Annotated in this window: 28 protein-coding genes; 27 read left to right on the forward strand and 1 reads right to left on the reverse strand. The window is 41.6% G+C overall.

Annotated elements, in window-relative coordinates; all coding sequences use genetic code 11:
* Positions 1-3 precede the first annotated feature (3 nt).
* The 13 genes from NSS75_RS00180 (at position 4) to rsmI (ending at position 9292) form a co-directional block, all read left to right on the forward strand.
* On the forward strand, positions 4-198 hold the full coding sequence (locus NSS75_RS00180; protein WP_339235251.1) for a sigma factor G inhibitor Gin: 195 nt from the start codon (positions 4-6) through the stop codon (positions 196-198).
* Positions 199-339: 141 nt separating this feature from the next.
* Positions 340-954 (forward strand): 5-bromo-4-chloroindolyl phosphate hydrolysis family protein, encoded by a 615-nt coding sequence (locus tag NSS75_RS00185; RefSeq protein ID WP_339237522.1) that lies wholly within the window; start codon positions 340-342, stop codon positions 952-954.
* 17 nt (positions 955-971) lie between these two features.
* Positions 972-2129 (forward strand): toxic anion resistance protein, encoded by a 1158-nt coding sequence (locus NSS75_RS00190; protein ID WP_216395008.1) that lies wholly within the window; start codon positions 972-974, stop codon positions 2127-2129.
* 83 nt (positions 2130-2212) lie between these two features.
* Positions 2213-3652, forward strand: a complete 1440-nt coding sequence (locus tag NSS75_RS00195) for an aminotransferase class I/II-fold pyridoxal phosphate-dependent enzyme (protein WP_339235255.1) — start codon at positions 2213-2215, stop codon at positions 3650-3652.
* A complete protein-coding gene (gene tmk, locus NSS75_RS00200) occupies positions 3649-4287 on the forward strand; it encodes a dTMP kinase (RefSeq protein ID WP_101860946.1) in 639 nt (212 codons plus the stop codon). The genes NSS75_RS00195 and tmk overlap by 4 nt, the downstream gene beginning before the upstream one ends.
* A 74-nt stretch (positions 4288-4361) precedes the next feature.
* Positions 4362-4691 (forward strand): cyclic di-AMP receptor DarA, encoded by a 330-nt coding sequence (gene darA / locus NSS75_RS00205; RefSeq protein ID WP_003218295.1) that lies wholly within the window; start codon positions 4362-4364, stop codon positions 4689-4691.
* A 12-nt stretch (positions 4692-4703) separates the two neighbouring features.
* Complete coding sequence (locus NSS75_RS00210) at positions 4704-5144, forward strand: YaaR family protein (RefSeq protein ID WP_024123606.1); 441 nt, start codon at positions 4704-4706, stop codon at positions 5142-5144.
* A gap of 11 nt (positions 5145-5155) precedes the next feature.
* On the forward strand, positions 5156-6145 hold the full coding sequence (gene holB / locus NSS75_RS00215; RefSeq protein ID WP_024123607.1) for a DNA polymerase III subunit delta': 990 nt from the start codon (positions 5156-5158) through the stop codon (positions 6143-6145).
* 2 nt (positions 6146-6147) lie between these two features.
* Positions 6148-6975, forward strand: coding sequence for a competence/sporulation regulator complex protein RicT (ricT, locus tag NSS75_RS00220; protein WP_010332686.1), 828 nt, complete (start codon positions 6148-6150; stop codon positions 6973-6975).
* 14 nt (positions 6976-6989) lie between these two features.
* A complete protein-coding gene (gene yabA / locus NSS75_RS00225) occupies positions 6990-7349 on the forward strand; it encodes a replication initiation-control protein YabA (RefSeq protein ID WP_010332687.1) in 360 nt (119 codons plus the stop codon).
* Positions 7350-7409: 60 nt separating this feature from the next.
* On the forward strand, positions 7410-8153 hold the full coding sequence (locus NSS75_RS00230) for a tRNA1(Val) (adenine(37)-N6)-methyltransferase (protein WP_024123608.1): 744 nt from the start codon (positions 7410-7412) through the stop codon (positions 8151-8153).
* On the forward strand, positions 8140-8439 hold the full coding sequence (locus NSS75_RS00235) for a GIY-YIG nuclease family protein (RefSeq protein WP_010332689.1): 300 nt from the start codon (positions 8140-8142) through the stop codon (positions 8437-8439). Before NSS75_RS00230 ends, NSS75_RS00235 begins: the two co-directional genes overlap by 14 nt.
* Positions 8414-9292, forward strand: a complete 879-nt coding sequence (gene rsmI, locus NSS75_RS00240) for a 16S rRNA (cytidine(1402)-2'-O)-methyltransferase (RefSeq protein WP_059334656.1) — start codon at positions 8414-8416, stop codon at positions 9290-9292. The genes NSS75_RS00235 and rsmI overlap by 26 nt, the downstream gene beginning before the upstream one ends.
* Before the next feature lie 49 nt (positions 9293-9341).
* On the opposite strand, the gene abrB is transcribed toward rsmI, so the two are convergent.
* Positions 9342-9632, reverse strand: a complete 291-nt coding sequence (abrB, locus tag NSS75_RS00245) for a transition state genes transcriptional regulator AbrB (protein WP_003226760.1) — start codon at positions 9630-9632, stop codon at positions 9342-9344.
* A gap of 496 nt (positions 9633-10128) precedes the next feature.
* Between abrB and metG the strand changes: the two genes are divergently transcribed.
* The 14 genes from metG to NSS75_RS00315 all read left to right on the forward strand — a co-directional run bounded on the left by metG (position 10129) and on the right by NSS75_RS00315 (position 23186).
* On the forward strand, positions 10129-12123 hold the full coding sequence (gene metG / locus NSS75_RS00250) for a methionine--tRNA ligase (protein WP_339235265.1): 1995 nt from the start codon (positions 10129-10131) through the stop codon (positions 12121-12123).
* Between the two features lie 78 nt (positions 12124-12201).
* Entirely contained in the window at positions 12202-12969 is a 768-nt protein-coding gene (locus tag NSS75_RS00255; RefSeq protein ID WP_326231374.1) for a TatD family hydrolase, read from the forward strand.
* Positions 12970-13214: 245 nt separating this feature from the next.
* Positions 13215-14438: a G5 and 3D domain-containing protein gene (locus tag NSS75_RS00260; RefSeq protein WP_024123612.1), complete on the forward strand. Its 1224-nt coding sequence runs from the start codon at positions 13215-13217 to the stop codon at positions 14436-14438.
* A gap of 144 nt (positions 14439-14582) precedes the next feature.
* Positions 14583-15143: a ribonuclease M5 gene (gene rnmV / locus NSS75_RS00265; RefSeq protein ID WP_044153503.1), complete on the forward strand. Its 561-nt coding sequence runs from the start codon at positions 14583-14585 to the stop codon at positions 15141-15143.
* On the forward strand, positions 15136-16014 hold the full coding sequence (gene rsmA / locus NSS75_RS00270) for a 16S rRNA (adenine(1518)-N(6)/adenine(1519)-N(6))-dimethyltransferase RsmA (RefSeq protein ID WP_095714729.1): 879 nt from the start codon (positions 15136-15138) through the stop codon (positions 16012-16014). Before rnmV ends, rsmA begins: the two co-directional genes overlap by 8 nt.
* Positions 16015-16174: 160 nt before the next feature.
* A complete protein-coding gene (gene prtG / locus NSS75_RS00275) occupies positions 16175-17047 on the forward strand; it encodes a sporulation-specific protease PrtG (RefSeq protein ID WP_024123615.1) in 873 nt (290 codons plus the stop codon).
* A gap of 201 nt (positions 17048-17248) precedes the next feature.
* Positions 17249-17509, forward strand: a complete 261-nt coding sequence (locus tag NSS75_RS00280; protein ID WP_024123616.1) for a Veg family protein — start codon at positions 17249-17251, stop codon at positions 17507-17509.
* 161 nt (positions 17510-17670) lie between these two features.
* A complete protein-coding gene (locus NSS75_RS00285; RefSeq protein WP_010332697.1) occupies positions 17671-17856 on the forward strand; it encodes a small, acid-soluble spore protein, alpha/beta type in 186 nt (61 codons plus the stop codon).
* Positions 17857-18003: 147 nt separating this feature from the next.
* Entirely contained in the window at positions 18004-18873 is an 870-nt protein-coding gene (gene ispE / locus NSS75_RS00290) for a 4-(cytidine 5'-diphospho)-2-C-methyl-D-erythritol kinase (protein ID WP_024123617.1), read from the forward strand.
* A gap of 55 nt (positions 18874-18928) precedes the next feature.
* Entirely contained in the window at positions 18929-19786 is an 858-nt protein-coding gene (purR, locus tag NSS75_RS00295) for a pur operon repressor (RefSeq protein WP_024123618.1), read from the forward strand.
* Complete coding sequence (gene ridA / locus NSS75_RS00300) at positions 19783-20160, forward strand: 2-iminobutanoate/2-iminopropanoate deaminase (RefSeq protein WP_003226738.1); 378 nt, start codon at positions 19783-19785, stop codon at positions 20158-20160. The genes purR and ridA overlap by 4 nt, the downstream gene beginning before the upstream one ends.
* A 194-nt stretch (positions 20161-20354) precedes the next feature.
* Complete coding sequence (gene spoVG, locus NSS75_RS00305; RefSeq protein ID WP_003218346.1) at positions 20355-20648, forward strand: septation regulator SpoVG; 294 nt, start codon at positions 20355-20357, stop codon at positions 20646-20648.
* Positions 20649-20839: 191 nt separating this feature from the next.
* Complete coding sequence (glmU, locus tag NSS75_RS00310) at positions 20840-22210, forward strand: bifunctional UDP-N-acetylglucosamine diphosphorylase/glucosamine-1-phosphate N-acetyltransferase GlmU (RefSeq protein WP_024123619.1); 1371 nt, start codon at positions 20840-20842, stop codon at positions 22208-22210.
* Between the two features lie 22 nt (positions 22211-22232).
* Entirely contained in the window at positions 22233-23186 is a 954-nt protein-coding gene (locus NSS75_RS00315) for a ribose-phosphate diphosphokinase (RefSeq protein ID WP_003218353.1), read from the forward strand.
* The last annotated feature ends 30 nt before the right edge of the window (positions 23187-23216 follow it).

Consider the following 23216-nt stretch of genomic DNA (forward strand, 5'->3'; position numbering starts at 1 on the left):
ACGATGGACGAAACGGTTAAACACGATCAAAAATGTATTATTTGCGAACAAGAGAAAAGCAGAGGGATTCATCTTTATACAAAATTCATATGCTTAGATTGTGAGAGAAAAGTAATTTCTACAGCAACTTCCGATCCTGACTATGCCTTTTATGTCAAAAAATTAAAGAGCATTCATACACCGCCATTATATTCTTAGACCTGAGAAGGTCTTTTTTTGTACCATTTTTCACTTTATATAAAGCAATGGATACGATAAAAGAACATGAAACTTGTTTAGGGACTAAACGTAGTAGATAATAATGTTAAATATGAAATACTCACAGGAGTCGATGAAGTGATGCATAAATTTCTTCAATTTTTGATATGGAGTTTCACAAGCAGTGCGACTTTTGTTTTCATAGGATTATTGAGTTTTTTTGGTTTAAACCAATCACTTTTTTTATCTTTTGTATATGGCGCCTCATCAGCAGCTCTCGTATACACAGCGGGTTTATGGAATGCAAGACGGTTATTTCTTAAAAAACATGAACTGACGGGAAGAGAATATGCGTACATCAAGAAAAATCTTGAGGAAGCAAGGCAAAAAATAATCCGTCTTAGAAAAGCTTTATTTCAGGCGAAAAGTATCCAGATGTTTAAGCAAAATGCAGAGATGCTGAGACTTGTCAGAAGGATCTATATATTAACCAAAAAAGAGCCAAAACGGTTTTATCGGGCTGAGCGTTTCTTTTATCAGACTCTAGATTCTGTTGTGGAACTGACTGAGAAATATGCTTTTCTTTCTTCCCATCCGAAAAAAAACAAAGAGCTTTCGATGTCGTTGAGTGAAGTGCGTATCACACTTGCTGAATTGACGAAGCGTTTAGAAGAAGATTTAACTCAATTAATGGGCGACGAAATTGGTGAACTGCAATTTGAATTAGATGCAGCGAAGCATTCTTTGAAAAAATAACGGAAGGGGCAAGGACGGTGAATAAAGATCGAAGCGAACTTCAAATAGACGGATTGTTGGCAGACCCTTTTGGAGATATCGAAATACCAAAGGGGGAGGCTGTCGAATCAGGGAAGCAGCCAGTGCGGCTTGTCGATGTTCTGCCAGAAGAAAACAAAGAAAAAGCATACCAGCTGGCTGAACAGATTGATCATAACAATATGAACAGTATTGTCTTATATGGTTCACAAGCTCAGTCTAAGCTGCTGAATTTTTCTCATACGATGATTGATCATGTTCAAAAGAAGGACGTCGGGGAAATCGGTGAAATCCTTGGTGAGCTGATGAAAAAGCTGGAACAAGTAAATCCAGATGAACTGCAGTCTAAGAAAAAAGGTTTCTTGGCACGCATGTTTGGGAAAGTGTCTCATTCTCTTCAGGAGGTACTGTCAAAGTATCAAAAGACCAGTGTGCAGATAGACAGAATCAGTTTAAAACTTGAGCATTCAAAAAATGCATTACTCAGTGATAATAAGCTGTTAGAGCAGTTATATGATAAAAACAAAGAATATTTTTCTGCACTGAATGTTTATATTGCTGCTGGTGAATTAAAGCTGGATGAATTAAGAACGAAAACAATTCCTGAACTGAAACGACAGGCCGAGTCAAATGAACATAATCAAATGGCCGTTCAAGAAGTAAACGATTTGATCCAATTTGCTGACCGACTGGATAAAAGAGTGCACGATTTGCTCTTGAGCAGGCAAATTACCATACAAAGCGCTCCGCAAATCAGGTTAATTCAAAATACGAATCAGGCATTAGCTGAAAAAATCCAGTCATCCATTGTAACCGCAATCCCGCTTTGGAAAAACCAAGTAGCGATTGCATTGACACTCTTACGGCAGCGAAACGCTGTGGATGCACAGCAAAAAGTATCCGATACAACAAATGACCTTTTGCTAAAAAACGCGGAGCTTTTAAAAACGAATACAATTGAAACAGTGAAAGCCAGCGAACGAGGGATTGTTGATATTGATACGTTAAAGAAGGTGCAGGAAAGCTTAATCAGTACGCTTGAAGAAACGCTGACGATTCAAGAAGAAGGGCGGCTCAAACGCCGACAGGCTGAAGAAGAGCTCATGATGATGGAAGGCGATTTGAAGCAAAAGCTGCTCGCGATAAAGGAAAGGTAGTTTACCAGTAAGTCTTAGCTTTAAGTTCTGTCATAGGAACGATATAATAAAGAGTAAGAATACACATTCAAGGGATTGTTTTAATGAACACACCTTTATATCATGCACTGATTCAACATGCGAGAAGGAATTCTCATTCATTTCACGTTCCGGGACATCACAATGGAGATGTCTTTTTTGATGAGGCTAAGACCATATACAACCCGCTTCTTACAATTGACCTGACTGAACTATCCGGGCTTGATGATTTGCATCATCCTTCAGGTGTGATTAAGGAAGCCCAAGATCTTGTCAGCCAATTGTATGGATCGGCAGAAAGTTTTTTTCTTGTGAACGGCACGACTGTCGGAAACTTAGCGATGATTTTATCAGTTTGTGATCCTGGAGATACGATCCTGATCCAAAGAAACTGCCATAAATCTGTCTTTCATGCTGTTGATTTGGCTGGAGCTGAGCCGGTTTATCTCGCACCTGACATTGATGAAATAATGCATGTGCCTACGCATGTTTCGCTTGATACGATAAAAGAAGCTCTAAAGGCATATCCAAATGCGAAGGGGTTGGTGCTGACCAATCCCACATACTATGGACATAGCGCAGATTTGACTGAAATCATTTCAGAGGCCCATCAATACGGGATTCCTGTGCTGGTGGATGAAGCGCATGGCGCGCACTTTGTTTTAGGGAAGCCTTTCCCGGCTTCAGCGTTGCAAATGGGAGCGGATATTGTTGTTCAGTCGGCGCACAAAACGCTGCCTGCCATGACGATGGGGTCTTATTTGCACCTCAATAGCAACAGGATTGAACGGAACCGGGTAGCGGATTACTTGAATCGTTTACAAAGCAGCAGCCCGTCTTATCCGATAATGGCTTCATTGGATCTTGCCCGCGCTTATCTGCAGCATATGATAGAGGAACAAAAGCTTTCTGACGTTCTGCAGCATATTCAATCGATTAAACAAACGTTTGATTCACTTGCATATGCTGAAGCGGTTGAACCGGCCAATCAACGGATTACAACGGATCCGCTGAAGCTCACCATTCGTTCCAAATGCGGCCATTCAGGTTTTACACTGCAAAAAATATTAGAGCGTGTCAACATATTCACAGAGCTTGCCGATGAAAATCAGGTGTTGCTTGTTCTTCCCTTGGGAGGAAAAAGAAGAATTACTGCTGAAACGATTAAGAAAATCGATCAAGAGATCGAAAAGACTCCATCGGACCAGATGAATGTTTCTGCAGAATGGGGAGCACAGCCTATTACTGTAATGCCTTATTCAAAAAAGGTTTTAAACACGTTACAGAAAGAATATGTGGGTTTTGATAAAGCGGCAGGCCGGCTGAATGCAGAGGATGTTATACCTTATCCGCCGGGAATTCCGATGATTATGGCAGGCGAAAGAATCACAAGGGAAAGCGTGCAAAAGCTCAGCCGCTTGATCAGCATGAAAACGCATGTTCAAGGGAATATGAAAATCAATGAGAAGCAATTACTTGTTTATATAGAAGAGGAGAGATCATGAGCGGTTTATTTATTACATTTGAAGGTCCTGAAGGCGCGGGAAAAACGACTGTATTGCAGGAAATAAAAAAGATACTGGCAGCAGAAGGCCTTCAGGTTACAGCAACACGGGAACCAGGCGGCATAGATATCGCAGAACAAATTCGAGAAGTTATTCTAAACGAAAACAACACGTTAATGGATCCGAAAACAGAAGCTCTCTTATATGCAGCTGCAAGACGTCAGCATTTAGTTGAAAAAGTAACACCTGCTTTAGAGCAGGGGCATATTGTACTTTGTGACAGATTCATAGACAGTTCACTCGCATACCAAGGATATGCAAGAGGCCTTGGGATTGATGAGGTTCTTTCGATTAACCAATTCGCCATTGGGGATATGATGCCTCATGTCACAATTTATTTTTCAATTGATCCGGAAGAGGGCCTGAAGCGTATTGATGCGAACGGCTCTCGGGAGAAAAACCGGCTCGATCTGGAAAAGTTGAGCTTCCATACAAAGGTTCAGGAAGGTTATCGGGAGCTGATGAAACGTTTTCCAGAAAGATTTCATTCAGTTGATGCAGCACAATCGAAAGACCTCGTTGTTCAGGACGTTCTAAAGGTTATCAAAGAAGCGTTGAAAAAAATTCAATTGTGACCTGTTTCTCATTAGTTGATATAATAATGTAAACGAGATCATTGTTGTTTCCAATCTAAAGGAGGCCTTTACAGATGAAATTAATAGTGGCAGTTGTACAAGATCAGGACAGCAACAGACTTTTGAAAACTTTAACAGATCACAACTTTAGAGTCACAAAGCTTGCGACGACGGGAGGATTTCTTAAATCAGGCAATACAACGTTTATGATTGGTGTCGAGGATATTCGGGTCGATAAAGCATTGAGCCTCATTAAAGAAAACGGACAGAAACGTGATCAGATGATTGCTCCTGTATCTCCAATGGGCGGAAATGCTGATTCATATGTCCCTTATCCAGTCGAAGTCGAAGTTGGCGGAGCGACAGTGTTTGTCCTTCCAGTCGATGAATTTCATCAATTTTAAGGATTTGAAACTGTGAAAATTAATAAAGATATACGCACATTTATAGATAATAAGCAGCTTCCTTCTATGAAAACAGCTGAGATTTCAGCATCTTTTAAAACATCAATGGAGAACCAAAGCAGCAAATTGAAGTTTGATCAGCTGACCAGGATGTTAACGGACATAGAAGCATTTGGGAAAAGACTGACGAAATCACGGAATTTTAAAGACTTGGCAAGATTTAAAGGGCTTGTGAAACGTTTTGTCAAAGAAGCTGTTGACAGCGGCCTTTCACATGAAACGTCGAAAAGCTTTGATCTTTACGGAAACAGCAGAACGCTGGGACTTGTGAAAGAAATAGACGAGAAATTGATAAAGCTTACTGAAGAGATGATGGATCAGGAAAAACCGGCAATTGATTTGCTGGAGCGTATTGGCGAAATAAAAGGTTTATTGATTAACCTTTACACATAGAGAGTGATACAATGGCAATATCCTGGAAGGAAATGACCGAGCTTCAGCCCAGAGTAATGAAGCTTTTATATAATAGTATTGAGAAGGACAGACTATCACACGCTTATTTATTTGAGGGCAAAAAAGGAACAGGCAAGCTGGAGGCCGCAATGCTTCTTGCGAAAAGCTTTTTTTGTCTGGAAGACGAAGCAGAGCCTTGTGAGAACTGCAGAAATTGTAAGCGGATTGAGTCGGGGAACCACCCTGATCTCCATCTGGTCCAGCCTGATGGGTTATCGATTAAAAAGGCGCAAATTCAAGCGCTGCAAGAAGAGTTTTCTAAAACAGGGCTTGAATCGCATAAAAAGCTGTACATCATATCCCATGCAGATCAAATGACGGCTAATGCGGCAAACAGCCTGCTGAAGTTTTTAGAGGAACCGAACAGAGACACAATGGCCATCCTTATCACTGAGCAGCCTCAAAGGTTATTGGATACCATCATTTCAAGATGCCAAACCCTTCCTTTTCAGCCTTTGCAGCCCAAAGCAATTGAAGACCGACTGATAGAACAGGATGTCTTGCCTCATATGGCGAGGCTCCTGGCGAACATGACCAACAATGTAGCAGAAGCAGTCGAATTAAGTCGAAATGATGAGTTTGCAGAGTCTAGAGCGAAAGTGATAAAATTGTATGAAGTCTTACACCAGCGGAAAGGACATGCCTTTTTCTTTATTCAAGATCAATGGATGCCCTTTTTCAAAGAAAAAACCCATCAAGAAATGGGTCTTGATATGCTCTTATTGATATATCGCGATGTGTTGTCCATCCAAATAGGAAATGAAGATAAATTGATTTATCAAGACTTATTCCAATCAATAAAACAGCATGCGCTACAATCAACACAGCAAAGCGTTACGAACCAGATACTTGCTGTTTTAGAAGCAAAGAAACGGCTTCATTCCAATGTGAATGTGCAGGGATTAATGGAGCACTTGGTGTTAATGTTGCAGGAGGGATAAGCTTGTACAATGTAATTGGCGTCCGCTTTAAAAAAGCGGGTAAAATATATTATTTCGATCCGAATGGATTTCATATAGAACAAGACAGCTGCGTAATTGTAGAAACTGTCAGAGGCGTTGAGTACGGCCAGGTTGTTGTCGCGAATAAACAGGTGGATGAGCATGATGTTGTGCTTCCGCTCCGTAAAGTGATACGCGTGGCTGACGAGCGCGATCTTCTTATTGTAGAAGAAAACAAACAAGAAGCTTTATCAGCATTTGAAATATGCCAAAAGAAAGTGATAGATCACGGCTTGGATATGAAGCTGGTCGATGTGGAGTTTACGTTCGACCGTAATAAAGTGATTTTTTACTTCACTGCTGACGGCCGAGTAGACTTCAGAGAACTTGTAAAGGATTTAGCCTCCATCTTTAAAACAAGGATTGAGCTTCGCCAGATTGGGGTGAGAGATGAGGCAAAAATGCTCGGAGGAATCGGCCCTTGCGGCAGAATGCTTTGCTGTTCAACATTCCTCGGAGATTTTGAACCTGTGTCCATTAAGATGGCGAAGGATCAGAACCTATCCTTAAATCCAACAAAGATTTCTGGTCTTTGCGGACGTCTGATGTGCTGTCTGAAATACGAAAACGATGAGTATGAGACTGCAAAGGAACAGCTTCCGGATATAGGGGAAATGATTACGACAGCAAACGGGCCTGCAAAAGTCGTCGGGCTGAATATTCTGGAACGGGTGCTTCAGGTGGAACTGATGAACCGTGAAAAAGTGATAGAATATACTTGGGAAGAGCTCTTGGAAGAGGGCGTCGTATCCGCACAAACCACAGATTAACGAGGTGTGGAACCTTGGATAAAAAAGAGTTATTTGATACCGTCATTAACTTAGAAGAACAAATCGGCTCGCTTTACCGGCAGCTGGGGGATTTAAAGCAGCATATCGGTGAGATGATTGAAGAAAATCATCATTTACAGCTTGAAAATAAGCATTTGCGTAAACGGCTGGACGATACGACGCAGCAGATTGAAAAGTTTAAAGCTGATAAAAAAGAATCAAAAACACAGAAAACAGAGCAAGCTGATATAGGGGAAGGATATGATAATCTGGCACGTCTGTATCAGGAAGGATTCCATATCTGTAACGTCCACTATGGAAGCGTCAGAAAAGAAGATTGTCTTTTCTGTCTGTCATTCTTAAATAAAAAATAAGGAAAAAGGCTTCCGCATCAGACGGAAGCCTTTTTCAAAGGTGCTGGAAAGGATAAGAAAATGGTTTCATTACATGACGATGAAAGATTAGATTATTTGCTGGCAGAGGATATGAAGATTATACAAAGTCCAACGGTGTTTGCTTTTTCATTGGACGCTGTGCTTCTCTCCAAATTTGCGTATGTTCCGATTCAAAAAGGGAAAATTGTTGATCTGTGCACTGGCAACGGTATTGTGCCGCTGCTGCTGAGTACAAGGTCAAAAGCCGACATTCTTGGAGTTGAAATTCAGGAAAGACTCCATGATATGGCTGTCCGCAGTGTGGCGTATAATGAGCTGCAGGATCAAATTCAAATCATACATGATGATCTGAAAAACATGCCTGAAAAGCTGGGGCATAATAGATATGATGTTGTTACCTGCAACCCGCCTTATTTTAAAACACCGAAACAGGCCGAACAAAATTTGAATGAACATCTCCGTATCGCACGACATGAAATTCACTGTACATTGGAGGATGTCATTTCAGTCAGCAGTAAATTGCTAAAGCAAGGAGGAAAGGCGGCGCTTGTTCACCGTCCGGGCCGGCTTCTCGAAATTTTTGAATTGATGAAGGCTTATCAAATTGAGCCGAAGCGTGTTCAGTTTGTCTATCCGAAACAAGGGAAAGAAGCCAATACCATTTTGGTTGAAGGCATAAAAGGCGGGCGGCCAGATTTGAAAATACTTCCTCCGCTGTTCGTGTATAACGAACAAAACGAATACACAAAAGAAATCAGGACCATTTTATATGGAGACAAATAACCATTTCTTTTATGTTGTACAGTGCAAAGACAACAGCTGGTATGCAGGGTATACCAACGATCTGCAGAAACGGCTGAAAACTCACAACGATGGAAAGGGCGCAAAGTATACAAAAGCGAGACGCCCGGTTGATTTAATTTTTGCTGAGGCATTTGCAACGAAGCGGGAAGCCATGCAGGCGGAATATTACTTTAAAAAACTGACCCGCAGAAAAAAAGAGCTTTATATAGAAGAAAAACGGAACAGCAAGGAGGCTGTATATGTTAAGGCGCCAGATGAGCTTTAATGGTAAGTCGGATATGGGGATTCTTTATTTGGTTCCGACACCTATCGGAAATTTAGAGGATATGACGTTTCGAGCGATCGAAACGCTGAAATCAGTGGATGCGATCGCTGCAGAGGATACGAGGCAAACAAAAAAGCTTTGCCATGTATATGAAATTGAAACACCGCTTGTCAGTTATCACGAACACAATAAAGAAAGCAGCGGCCACAAAATCATTGAATGGCTGAAGTCCGGGAAAAACATAGCGCTGGTCAGTGACGCCGGACTGCCGACAATTTCTGATCCTGGAGCGGAAATCGTCAAGGACTTTACGGAAATGGGCGGTTATGTTGTTCCTCTGCCGGGAGCCAATGCCGCATTAACAGCGCTGATCGCTTCAGGAATTGTACCGCAGCCTTTCTTTTTCTACGGATTTCTCAACAGGCAGAAAAAAGAAAAGAAGAAAGAACTCGATGTCCTCAAAAAACGGCAAGAAACGATTATTTTTTATGAAGCACCTCACCGATTGAAGGAAACCCTGTCTGTGATGTTAGACATATTAGGAGATCGGGACATTGCGGTGACGCGTGAACTTACTAAGAAATATGAAGAGTTTATAAGAGGAACAATATCCGAAGTGATAGACTGGGCAAATGAGGATCAGATCCGCGGTGAGTTTTGTCTTGTGGTCGAAGGCAATAAAGCTGAGGAAGCAGATGAAGAAACACATTGGTGGGAGAACCTATCTGCAAAAGAACATGTCGAGCATTACATCTCAAAGGGAGCGACATCAAAAGAAGCCATTAAAAAAGCGGCTGTAGATCGTAACGTCCCAAAACGTGAAATGTATGATGCATACCATATTCAGCAATAAAAAAAACGTTCTTGTGTCATAACAAGAACGTTTTTTGTGTAAAAAATGATTATTTAAGGTTTTGAAGCTGGTTTTGGATTTCGCTGATGATTTGCTCAGCGCCTTCTTTGCTTAGTACCAATTTGCCGCCAGCAAGTTTAAGGTTATCGTCAGAAACTTCACCAGTTACTTGGCAAGTCATGTTTGGTTTATATTTTTTAAGGATGATTTTTTCATCATCAACATAAATTTCAAGAGCATCTTTTTCTGCGATTCCAAGAGTACGACGCAGTTCGATAGGAATCACTACACGTCCTAATTCATCAACTTTACGTACAATACCAGTAGATTTCATAAACATTCTCCTCCCAAGAGATAATTATTGTTTAAATTATATTTTTCTTCGTCATTATTCGACAAAATCCTTACCTTCATAGCATAACAAGGTTTCCAATAATCGTCAATCCTTTTGTTTACTATTGATTGTAAGATTTAGTTCTTATAGTCAGTAATGGCTTTGAAAATACCGGAATAACAGCATTTTATAATTTTCTAATAAAGCTATTATCCTATGAAAAATCCTTTTAAATCAAGACTTTCGAACCAAGGTTTTTTATACCGTAAGATTATATACGACAAAATTCGACATGAACAGACTTTTTTTATTTTCATTAAACATTTTTAATTTTAATTATTCTTTTTAGGGGCATACGTATATATCCTTGATCTTAAAGGCTAAGATGGTATCATAGATAAAGGATAAATATAAAAATAGGTAATCATATATGATTTGCACTTATCGCCGCTCTCGTCCTTTGGGCGGGAGCTTTTTGACATTCTGATTGGGAGGTTTCAAGATGCCGCAAGAAAACAATACATTTTACATTACAACACCGATTTATTATCCGAGCGGAAAATTACATATCGGCCATGCGTATACGACAGTCGCGGGTGACGCAATGGCTCGCTACAAACGATTAAAAGGCTTTGATGTTCGCTATTTAACGGGAACGGACGAGCATGGGCAGAAGATTCAGCAAAAAGCTGAACAGGAAAACATTACGCCTCAGGAGTATGTGGATCGCGCAGCGGCAGATATTCAGAAACTGTGGAAACAACTTGAAATCTCAAATGATGACTTTATCCGCACAACTGAAAAACGGCATAAAGTCGTCATAGAAAAGGTGTTTCAAAAGCTTCTTGATAACGGGGACATCTATCTTGATGAATACGAGGGCTGGTACAGTATCCCTGATGAAACATTCTATACGGAAACTCAGCTTGTGGATATTGAACGAAATGAAAAGGGTGAGGTTATTGGCGGGAAAAGCCCTGACAGCGGGCACCCTGTTGAATTGATCAAAGAGGAATCCTATTTCTTCCGTATGGGGAAATATGCTGACCGTCTTTTAAAATTCTATGAAGAAAACCCAACCTTCATTCAGCCGGAGTCACGTAAAAACGAGATGATTAACAACTTCATCAAACCCGGCCTTGAGGATTTAGCTGTTTCACGCACCACATTTGACTGGGGTGTGAAGGTGCCGGAAAATCCAAAACATGTTGTGTATGTTTGGATCGACGCACTATTCAACTATTTAACAGCACTCGGTTATGATACAGAAAATGATGAGCTATATCAAAAATATTGGCCTGCCGATGTTCATTTAGTTGGTAAGGAAATTGTGCGATTCCATACCATTTATTGGCCGATTATGCTGATGGCTCTGGATCTTCCGCTGCCGAAGCAAGTATTTGCGCATGGCTGGCTTTTGATGAAAGACGGAAAAATGTCGAAATCCAAAGGCAATGTTGTTGATCCAGTCACACTCATCGAACGCTACGGTTTAGACGAGCTTCGTTATTACCTGCTTCGCGAAGTGCCATTTGGATCTGACGGTGTCTTCACGCCGGAAGGTTTTGTTGAACGGATTAACTATGACTTAGCGAATGATTTAGGTAACCTTTTGAATCGTACTGTTGCTATGATCAATAAATATTTTGACGGGCAAATCGGTTCTTATAAAGGTGCCGTAACGGAATTTGACCAGACGCTTTCTTCTGTGGCTGAGGAAACAGTGAAATCATATGAAAAAGCAATGGAAAATATGGAATTCTCGGTGGCTCTTTCAACGTTATGGCAGTTGATCAGCCGTACAAATAAATACATTGACGAAACGGCTCCATGGGTTCTTGCCAAAGATCCTGAAAAAGAAAAAGAACTGCAGTCGGTTATGTATCACCTTGCTGAATCATTGCGTATTTCAGCCGTACTGCTTCAGCCGTTCCTGACAAAAACACCGGTAAAAATGTTTGAGCAGCTGGGCATCACGGATGATGCTTTAAAAGCCTGGGACAGCATTACTGCTTTCGGCCAGCTTAAAGATACAAGAGTGCAAAAAGGCGAACCGTTATTCCCGCGTTTAGAGGCAGAAGAAGAAATTGCGTACATCAAAGGGAAAATGCAAGGCTCAGCTCCAGCTAAAGAAGAGAAAAAAGAAGAAGAGCCGCAAGAGGTAGACCGTTTACCTGAAATTACGATCGATCAGTTCATGAATGTAGAACTTCGTGTGGCAGAGGTCATCGAAGCAGAGCCAGTGAAAAAAGCAGACCGCTTACTGAAGCTCCAGCTTGATCTAGGCTTTGAGAAACGCCAAGTCGTATCCGGCATTGCAAAACATTATAAGCCTGAGCAGCTTATTGGAACAAAACTCGTATGTGTAACAAATCTAAAACCGGTTAAGCTGAGAGGAGAGCTTTCTCAAGGAATGATCCTTGCAGGAGAAGCAGACGGCGTATTAAAAGTCGTATCCATCGATCAGTCCTTACCAAAAGGCACAAGAATTAAATAATGATAAACAAAAGGTGTTTCACGTGTAACAATTCGTCGAACACCTTTTGTGTTTCGACAAGAAAGGAGTTTTTCATTTATGTTATTTGACACACATGCGCATTTAAATGCAGAACAATACAACACAGATCTAGATGAGGTTATTGAGCGGGCGAAAGCTGAAAAAGTGGACCGTATTGTAGTCGTCGGTTTTGACCGGCCGACCATTACCCGGGCGATGGAAATGATTGAGGAATATGATTTTATTTATGCTGCCATCGGCTGGCACCCAGTTGATGCCATTGACATGACAGAGGAAGATTTGGCTTGGATTAAAGAGCTTTCTGCTCATGAAAAAGTGGTAGCGATAGGAGAAATGGGCCTGGATTATCATTGGGATAAATCTCCTAAAGATGTTCAAAAAGAAGTATTCAGAAAACAAATTGCCTTGGCGAAAGAGGTCAATCTTCCTATTATTATTCACAACCGTGATGCGACAGAGGATGTTGTTGCCATTTTGAAAGAGGAAGGCGCAGACGAAGTCGGCGGCATCATGCACTGCTTTACGGGCAGTATCGAAGTTGCAAGAGAATGTATGAAGATGAATTTTTATTTGTCATTTGGCGGTCCTGTCACCTTCAAAAATGCGAAGAAACCGAAGGAAGTTGTAAAGGAAATTCCGAATGATAGGCTGCTGATTGAAACTGACTGTCCGTTTCTTACACCAACTCCTTTTCGAGGGAAAAGAAATGAGCCAAGCTATGTAAAATATGTGGCGGAGCAGATTGCTGAATTAAGAGGAACAACCTTTGAAGAAATTGCATCAATCACGACTGAAAATGCAAAAAGACTTTTCCGTATAAACTGACAAAAAACGCTAGCAGGTTTTGTAAGAGCTTGTCCGTTCCGGCGTTTTTCCATAAAAGTTCTACATGCTTTCTTCTCCTCATAGGATAGGTTTGTCGACAAGTCTTTCTTCCGTTTCTCGGTGTGTTTCAGGATAATGAAGAAGACACTGAGCTTTTAGGAGAAGGAGAAGGGAGGGTTGACAGCCTTTTAGATACTCTATATAATCTCTCCGAGGAGAAGGAGGCGTTTTTCATCACACAAAAAATGAAAAAGCTGTTTTCCGTAAAGCTTAGCAAAAGCAAAGTCATTCTGGTTGCTGCTTGTTTGCTGCTGGCGGGAAGCGGGACTGCGTACGCAGCTCATGAGCTGACGAAACAATCAGTCTCAGTTTCTATCAACGGCAAAAAGAAAAATATACGCACACATGCAAAAACAGTCGGTGATCTTTTAGAAACACTCGATATAAAGACAAGAGACGAAGATAAGATCACACCTGCTAAAAAGACACAGATAACAGCAGATATGAATGTTGTGTATGAGGCTGCAAAACCTGTGAAGCTTACTTTAAACGGGGAAGAAAAGACATTATGGTCAACAGCAAAAACGGTCGGTGCATTACTGGACGAACAAGATGTTGATGTGAAAGAACACGATCAAATTGATCCTGCAATAGATACAGAAGTTTCGAAAGACATGAAAATTAACATAGAACCTGCGTTCCAAGTCACTGTGAACGATGCGGGGAAAGAAAAGAAGATCTGGACGACTTCGACTACGGTCGCTGACTTTTTAAAACAGCAAAAGATGAACATAAAAGACGAAGATAAAATCAAGCCTGCGTTAGACGAAAAGCTAACGAAAGGAAAGGCTGATATTACAATAACTCGTATCGAAAAGGTCACCGATGTAGTTGAAGAGAAAATAGCGTTTGATGTGAAAAAACAAGAAGACGCTTCTCTTGAAAAAGGGCAAGAAAAGGTCGTCCAAAAAGGAAAAGAAGGCAAGCTCAAAAAACATTATGAAGTCGTAAAGGAAAACGGCGAAGAAGTTTCCAGAGAGCTTGTAAAAGAAGAAACAGCCGAGCAAAGCAAAGATAAAGTGGTTGCGATCGGCACAAAGCAAAGCAGTCCGAAGATTGAAAAGGTCAGTGCTTCTGGCGATTCAAAACCAGTTGTGTCTCGGAGCAATGAATCAACCGGCAAAGTCATGACAGTATCATCTACGGCTTATACGGCAAGTTGCAGCGGATGTTCAGGACATACGGCTACAGGCGTTAATCTGAAAAATAATCCTAATGCAAAAGTCATCGCAGTAGATCCAAATGTCATTCCGCTAGGCTCAAAAGTCCACGTTGAAGGATATGGATACGCTGTTGCTGCTGATACGGGCTCAGCGATTAAAGGCAATAAAATAGATGTCTTTTTCCCTGAGAAATCATCGGCTTACCGATGGGGAAATAAAACAGTTAAAATTAAAATCTTGAATTAATATATACTTATCTATACAGAGGGTTTTGCGCCCTCTGTTTTTTTCGTTATAATAGACGAAGTGTATTTTCTGCTTATTAGACGCTCGAAATATGAAAAAGTTTCATCAATATACAAAAGTTTTTATTTTGTCTTGGAGGAAATAATGAAAATTAAAGAGATCATTGTGGTCGAGGGGCGTGACGATACGGCCCGCATCAAATTGGCTGTTGATGCAGACACAATTGAAACAAATGGTTCAGCCATCGGTGATCATGTGATTGAACAAATCCGTTTGGCTCAGGAAACCAGAGGAGTCATTATCTTAACGGATCCGGATTTCCCGGGAGAAAAAATACGAAAAACCATTTCCGAGGCTGTACCTGGCTGTAAGCATGCATTTTTGCCAAAGCATCTTGCGAAACCTAAGAACAAACGGGGAATTGGCGTAGAACACGCATCGATTGAAAGCATCAGGGCATGTTTAGAAAACGTGCACGAAGAAATGGAAGCACAGCCGAGTGAAATTTCTGCTGAAGACCTGATTCACGCCGGGCTGATTGGCGGATCTGAAGCAAAGCGCCGCCGTGAACGTCTTGGTGATTTGCTGAAAATCGGATATACAAATGGCAAACAGCTTCAAAAACGGCTGCAAATGTTTCAAATTAAAAAAAGTGATTTTATGAGTGCGCTCGATACCGTCATGCGGGAGGAACAGAATGAATAAAGATATTGCGACACCGAATAGAACGAAAGAGATACTGAAGAAATACGGTTTTTCTTTTAAAAAGAGTTTGGGACAGAATTTCTTAATCGATACGAACATTTTAGACAGAATTGTCGACCACGCCGAAGTGACAGAGAAAACCGGTGTCATTGAAATCGGCCCGGGAATCGGGGCTTTGACTGAACAGCTTGCCAAGCGGGCGAAAAAGGTCGTGGCATTTGAAATTGATCAGCGTTTATTGCCGATCCTTAAAGACACGCTCTCCCCTTATGACAATGTCACTGTCATTCATCAAGATGTGCTTAAGGCTGACGTCAAATCGGTCATTGAAGAGCAATTTAAGGACTGTGATGAGGTGATGGTTGTAGCCAACCTTCCTTATTATGTGACAACGCCGATTATCATGAAGCTGCTTGAAGAAAACCTTCCGCTGAAGGGGATTGTCGTTATGCTGCAAAAGGAAGTGGCCGAACGTATGGCAGCTGATCCTTCATCTAAGGAATACGGTTCACTTTCTATTGCTGTGCAATTTTATACAGAGGCCAAAACGGTGATGATCGTTCCGAAAACGGTATTTGTTCCTCAGCCTAATGTAGATTCTGCAGTCATTCGGCTGATTCGCCGCGACGGCCCGGCAGTGGATGTAGAAAACGAAGCCTTTTTCTTTCAGTTAATTAAGGCGAGTTTTGCTCAGCGCCGTAAAACATTGCTTAATAACTTAGTGAACAATCTGCCTGATGGAAAAGCAAAAAAACCAACGATCGAGCAAGTGCTGGAAGAAACGAATATTGACGGCAAGCGCCGAGGTGAATCCTTGTCTATTGAGGAGTTCGCTGCGCTGTCTAACGGATTGTACAAAGCCCTTTTTTAAAAGGGCTTTTTGTTTTCGCACCACATGGACTGCCGCTACATAGGCTAGAGAAGGACTTAAAATTCAATGATAAGAAAAACTTGCACTCAGCGAAAAAAGGCGCTTTTCTCAAGGCTCTTTCTTTCATGATGAGGCTTAGTCTATGTGTGGAGTGAGGAACGTGCAATTTCAAATAGGGGATATGGTAGCCAGAAAATCCTATCAAATGGATGTTTTGTTTCGCATTATAGGGATAGAGCAAACAAGTACAGGGAATTCAATCGCCATTTTGCATGGTGACGAAGTCAGGCTGATTGCTGATGCGTATTTTTCTGATTTGGTGGCCGTGCAAAAAGATGAGCAGCTGATGCGAAAAAAGAAAGATGAAAGCAGAATGAATGAATCACTTGAGTTGCTCCGTCAGGATTATAAACTGCTGAGAGAGAAACAGGAGTACTATGCAACAAGCCAGTATCAGCATCAGGAGCACTATTTTCATATGCCGGGCAAGGTGCTTCATATGGATGGTGATGAGGCGTATTTAAAAAAATGCCTGAGTGTCTATAAAAAAATCGGTGTGCCGGTTTACGGCATTCATTGCCACGAAAAGAAAATGTCTGCTTCTATAGAAGAATTGCTCGACAAATATCGACCTGACATCCTGGTGATTACCGGGCATGATGCATACTCCAAGCAAAAGGGCGGCATTGATGATTTGAGCGCATACAGACATTCAAAACACTTTGTCGAAACAGTTCATAAAGCCCGAAAAAAAATCCCTCACTTAGATCAGCTTGTTATTTTTGCGGGGGCTTGCCAATCCCACTTTGAATCACTAATAAGAGCGGGGGCGAATTTCGCGAGTTCTCCTTCAAGAGTAAACATTCACGCTCTTGATCCTGTATATATCGTAGCGAAAATCAGCTTTACGCCTTTTATGGAACGAATCAATGTATGGGAAGTGCTTCGGAATACACTGACAAGAGAGAAAGGACTTGGAGGCATTGAAACAAGAGGAGTACTGAGGGTCGGAATGCCTTATAAGTCCAATTAACCCCGGATAGATGATTTATTCGGGGTTTTTATTTTGCATAATGATACATAATTTACCGAAACTTGCGGAAAATATTTGAGGAATCATAGAATTTTGTCAAAATAATTTTGTTGACAACGTCTTATTAACGTTGATATAATTTAAATTTTATTTGACAAAAATGGGCTCGTGTTGTACAATAAATGTAGTGAGGTGGATGCAATGGCGAAGACGTTGTCCGATATTAAAAGGTCGCTTGATGGAAATTTAGGTAAAAGGCTGACGTTAAAAGCAAACGGTGGCCGCCGAAAAACGATTGAGCGCTCGGGCATTTTAGCTGAGACGTACCCTGCTGTTTTTGTGATACAACTAGATCAAGACGAGAACTCGTTTGAAAGAGTTTCATACAGTTATGCTGATATTTTGACTGAGACTGTTGAGCTGACATTTAATGATGACGCGGCAAGTTCAGTAGCATTTTAACGGGCAGTGAACTTTTTGTTTACTGCTTTTTGTTTTGCCTTTTTTTGGTTTCCATTAATTCTCTCGATATTTTCACTGTCATTAAACAAAAGATATAAACGGTCACATTTTATCGTGACGTGCACGAATCGTTATCATCTCTAAAAAAGGGGTTGTTTCGTTTGGGCAGACGTCGTGGAGTTATGTCAGATGAGTTTAAATATGAGCTGGCTAAGGACCTTGGTTTTTACGACACTGTAAAAAATGAAGGTTGGGGCGGCATTCGTGCCCGCGATGCCGGTAACATGGTAAAACGGGCAATTGAAATCGCCGAACAGCAAATGGCTCAGAATCAGAATAACCGATAAGGAATGTGACCCGGGGGACGTATGGTTCCCCGGTTTTTGATTTTGGATGTAAATACATAATAGCTCCAATATGGATATGTTCATCCCGTACTTCAAATGTGATACAATGTTCATACTTATGTTTAGATGGAGAAGTAGGTGAAAGCTATGCGTATTTTAGAAAAAGCGCCAGCCAAGATCAATCTGTCACTCGACGTTACCCGAAAACGCCCGGATGGTTATCATGAAGTCGAAATGATTATGACGACAATTGATTTAGCGGATCGGATTGAATTGACGGAGCTGGCAGAAGATGTAGTGAGGGTTTCATCCCACAACCGCTTTGTGCCCGATGACCAAAGAAACTTAGCTTATCAGGCTGCCAAGCTCGTCAAAGACAGATACAACGTGAAAAAGGGAGTTTCCATCATGATCACTAAGGTGATCCCGGTGGCTGCAGGCCTTGCTGGCGGAAGCAGTGATGCGGCGGCAACACTCAGAGGACTGAACAGACTGTGGAATTTAAATCTTTCTGCAGAAACGCTGGCGGAGCTGGGCGCGGAAATTGGCTCAGACGTCTCGTTTTGCGTCTATGGCGGAACTGCGCTTGCCACCGGACGCGGTGAAAAGATCAAACACATCAGCCCGCCTCCGCATTGCTGGGTCATTTTGGCGAAGCCGACAATCGGCGTTTCCACGGCCGAGGTCTACAGACAGCTGAAGCTTGATGAGGTGGAACACCCGGATGTAAACGGTATGATTGACGCGATTGAGGAAAAGAGCTTTCAAAAGATGTGCAGCCGTTTAGGCAATGTGCTTGAGTCTGTCACGCTTGATATGCATCCTGAAGTTGCGATGATCAAAAACCAGATGAAACGCTTTGGTGCAGATGCTGTGTTAATGAGCGGAAGCGGTCCGACTGTGTTTGGACTGGTTCAGTATGAGTCTAAGGTACAGAGGATTTATAACGGGTTAAGAGGCTTCTGCGATCAGGTATATGCGGTGAGAATGATCGGCGAACAGAACGCTCTTGATTAAATCCGTATGTTAAGTTATATTGATCTTAAAATATTCGGATTTTGGGGGTAAGTTCATGAAGTTTCGTCGCAGCGGCAGATTGGTGGACTTAACAAATTATTTGTTAACCCATCCGCACGAGTTAATACCGTTAACCTTTTTTTCTGAGCGGTATGAATCTGCAAAATCATCGATCAGTGAAGATTTAACAATTATAAAGCAAACCTTTGAGCAGCAGGGGATTGGTACCTTGCTTACTGTTCCCGGTGCTGCCGGAGGTGTCAAATATATTCCGAAGATGAAGCAGGCTGAAGCTGAAGAATTCGTTCAGACACTTGGACAGTCATTGGCAAATCCTGAGCGTATCCTTCCGGGCGGTTATGTGTATTTAACGGATATCTTAGGAAAGCCATCTGTTCTCTCCAAGGTTGGAAAGCTGTTTGCTTCTGTATTTGCGGACCGCGAAATTGACGTTGTCATGACCGTTGCCACGAAAGGCATCCCTCTTGCGTATGCAGCTGCGAGTTATCTGAATGTGCCTGTCGTCATTGTGCGCAAGGATAACAAGGTAACTGAGGGCTCCACGGTGAGCATTAATTACGTGTCGGGCTCCTCAAACCGCATTCAAACGATGTCACTTGCAAAAAGAAGCATGAAAACGGGTTCAAACGTACTCATTATTGATGACTTTATGAAAGCAGGCGGAACAATTAATGGTATGATTAACCTGTTGGATGAGTTTAATGCGAATGTCGCGGGGATCGGCGTCTTGGTCGAAGCCGAAGGAGTAGATGAACGTCTTGTTGATGAATATATGTCACTTCTAACTCTTTCAACGATCAACATGAAAGATAAGTCCATTGAAATTCAGAATGGCAATTTTCTGCGTTTTTTTAAAGACAATCTTTTGAAGAATGGAGAGACAGAATCATGACAAAAGCAGTCCACACAAAACATGCCCCAGCGGCAATTGGACCTTACTCACAAGGGATCATCGTCAATAATATGTTTTACAGCTCAGGCCAAATTCCTTTGACGCCTTCAGGCGAGATGGTAAACGGTGATATTAAGGAGCAGACGCATCAAGTATTCAGCAACTTAAAAGCGGTGTTGGAAGAAGCGGGTGCTTCTTTTGAAACAGTTGTAAAGGCAACTGTATTTATCGCGGACATGGAACAGTTTGCGGAAGTGAACGAAGTGTACGGACAATATTTTGACACGCACAAACCGGCGAGATCTTGCGTTGAAGTTGCGAGACTTCCAAAGGATGCATTAGTCGAAATCGAAGTGATTGCGTTAGTAAAATAATAAGAAAAGTGATTCTGGGTAAACTCGGAATCACTTTTTTATTTACCTTATGTCCGAAATAAAAGCGTTATGACCTAATTGTGTATGTATATCCTATTTTTTCAAAAAATATTTTAAAAAACAGCAGGAATTCAGAAAAAATCGTGGAATTGATACACTAATGCTTTTATATAGGGAAAAGGTGGTGAACTACTGTGGAAGTTACTGACGTAAGATTACGCCGCGTGAATACCGATGGTCGCATGAGAGCGATTGCATCCATCACGCTGGATCACGAATTTGTTGTTCATGATATTCGTGTGATTGATGGAAACAATGGTCTTTTCGTTGCGATGCCGAGTAAACGCACCCCTGATGGAGAGTTCCGCGATATTGCTCATCCTATTAATTCAAGCACGCGAGGAAAGATTCAAGATGCCGTGTTAAATGAGTATCATCGTCTGGGTGACACTGAAGCATTAGAATTCGAAGAAGCTGGAGCTTCTTAAAAAATAACCAAAAAGCAAGGACTGCTGATAGGGCTGAGACAAGCCTTTTTCCGGCAGTCCTTTTTTAATTCTGATTTTTCTAACTAAAATGCACCCATAGAAAATTCTTGCACTTCATGAAGTCTCCTTGAAATCAACTGATATTTAGGATATATTTTTCTATGGATAAAAGGGATATTGGAGGCCATTAAATGGATAAGCGGTTTGCAGTTGTTTTAGCGGCTGGACAAGGAACAAGAATGAAATCAAAGCTTTACAAAGTCCTTCATCCAGTTTGCGGTAAGCCTATGGTAGAGCACGTCGTAGACGAAGCCTTAAAGTTATCTTTAACGAAGCTTGTCACGATTGTCGGACATGGTGCGGAAGAAGTGAAAAAGCAGCTTGGTGATAAAAGCGAGTATGCGCTTCAAGCAGAACAGCTTGGCACTGCTCATGCTGTAAAACAGGCACAGCCATTTCTTGCTGACGAAAAAGGTGTAACGATTGTCATTTGCGGAGATACGCCGCTTTTAACAGCGGAGACAATGGAAGCGATGCTGAAAGAACATACACAAAAAGAAGCAAAAGCTACGATCTTGACTGCAGTTGCAGAAGATCCGACTGGATACGGCCGAATCATTCGCGGTGAGAGCGGAGCGGTTCAAAAAATCGTGGAGCACAAGGACGCTTCAGAGGAAGAACGTCTTGTGACTGAAATCAATACTGGAACGTATTGTTTTGATAATGAAGCTCTATTCCGGGCCATTGACCAAGTATCGAACGATAATGTTCAAGGCGAGTATTATTTGCCGGATGTGATAGAGATCCTCAAAAATGAAGGCGAAACTGTTGCCGCTTACCAGACTGGTAACTTCCAAGAAACGCTCGGAGTTAATGATAGAGTTGCTCTTTCTCAGGCTGAATTGTTTATGAAAGAGCGGATTAATAAACGGCATATGCAAAATGGCGTTACGCTGATTGACCCGATGAATACGTATATTTCTCCTGAAGCTGTCATCGGAAGCGATACTGTGATTTATCCTGGAACTGTGATTAAAGGTGAGGTGCAAATCGGAGAAGATACGATTATCGGCCCTCATACTGAGATTATGAATAGTTCAATTGGCAGCCGTACGGTGATTAAACAATCGGTAGTCAATAACAGTAAAGTGGGGAATGATGTAAACATAGGACCTTTTGCTCACATCAGGCCTGATTCTGTCATCGGGAATGAAGTGAAGATCGGGAATTTTGTTGAAATCAAAAAGACGCAATTCGGAGACCGAAGCAAGGCTTCTCATTTAAGCTATGTCGGGGATGCTGAAGTAGGCACAGACGTCAACTTGGGCTGCGGTTCAATTACTGTCAATTATGATGGAAAGAATAAATATTTGACGAAAATTGAAGACGGCGCATTTATCGGCTGCAACTCCAATTTGGTTGCCCCTGTCACAGTCGGAGAAGGCGCTTATGTAGCGGCAGGCTCAACTGTTACGGAAGATGTACCTGGAAAAGCACTTGCTATTGCCAGAGCGAGACAAGTAAATAAAGACGATTATGTGAAAAATATTCATAAAAAATAATCCTAAATTCGGAGGTTTATCCATGTCTAATCAATACGGAGATAAGAATTTAAAGATTTTTTCTTTGAATTCTAATCCAGAGCTTGCAAAAGAAATCGCAGATATAGTTGGAGTTCAATTAGGGAAGTGTTCTGTCACAAGATTTAGTGATGGGGAAGTCCAAATTAATATCGAAGAAAGTATTCGCGGATGTGACTGTTACATCATCCAGTCTACAAGTGACCCCGTTAACGAGCATATTATGGAACTGTTGATTATGGTAGATGCGTTGAAACGCGCTTCTGCAAAAACCATTAACATTGTTATTCCTTATTACGGTTATGCGCGTCAAGACAGAAAAGCTAGATCCCGTGAGCCAATCACAGCAAAGCTTTTCGCAAACCTGCTTGAAACTGCCGGTGCGACTCGTGTCATTGCGCTTGATCTGCATGCACCGCAAATTCAAGGATTCTTTGATATACCGATTGACCACTTAATGGGTGTTCCGATTTTAGGAGAATATTTTGAAGGCAAAAACCTTGAAGATATCGTCATTGTTTCACCAGACCACGGCGGTGTGACACGTGCCCGCAAACTGGCTGACAGACTAAAAGCGCCGATTGCGATCATTGATAAGCGCCGTCCGAGACCGAATGTGGCAGAAGTCATGAATATTGTAGGTAATATCGAAGGGAAGACCGCTATCCTTATCGATGATATCATTGATACTGCCGGCACCATTACACTTGCAGCTAATGCGCTCGTTGAAAACGGAGCAAAAGAAGTTTATGCATGCTGTACACATCCGGTACTATCAGGACCTGCTGTTGAACGGATTAATAACTCAACAATTAAAGAGCTTGTTGTGACAAACAGCATCAAGCTTCCTGAAGAAAAGAAAATTGAACGGTTTAAGCAGCTTTCAGTCGGACCGCTTCTGGCTGAAGCGATTATTCGCGTTCATGAGCAGCAATCTGTCAGCTACCTGTTCAGCTAAACCGATTTTGAAAGGTTTAAACCTTTATCG

Origin of the sequence: Bacillus sp. FSL K6-1012 (assembly GCF_037964915.1) — a bacterium.
Lineage (GTDB): Bacteria > Bacillota > Bacilli > Bacillales > Bacillaceae > Bacillus > Bacillus halotolerans.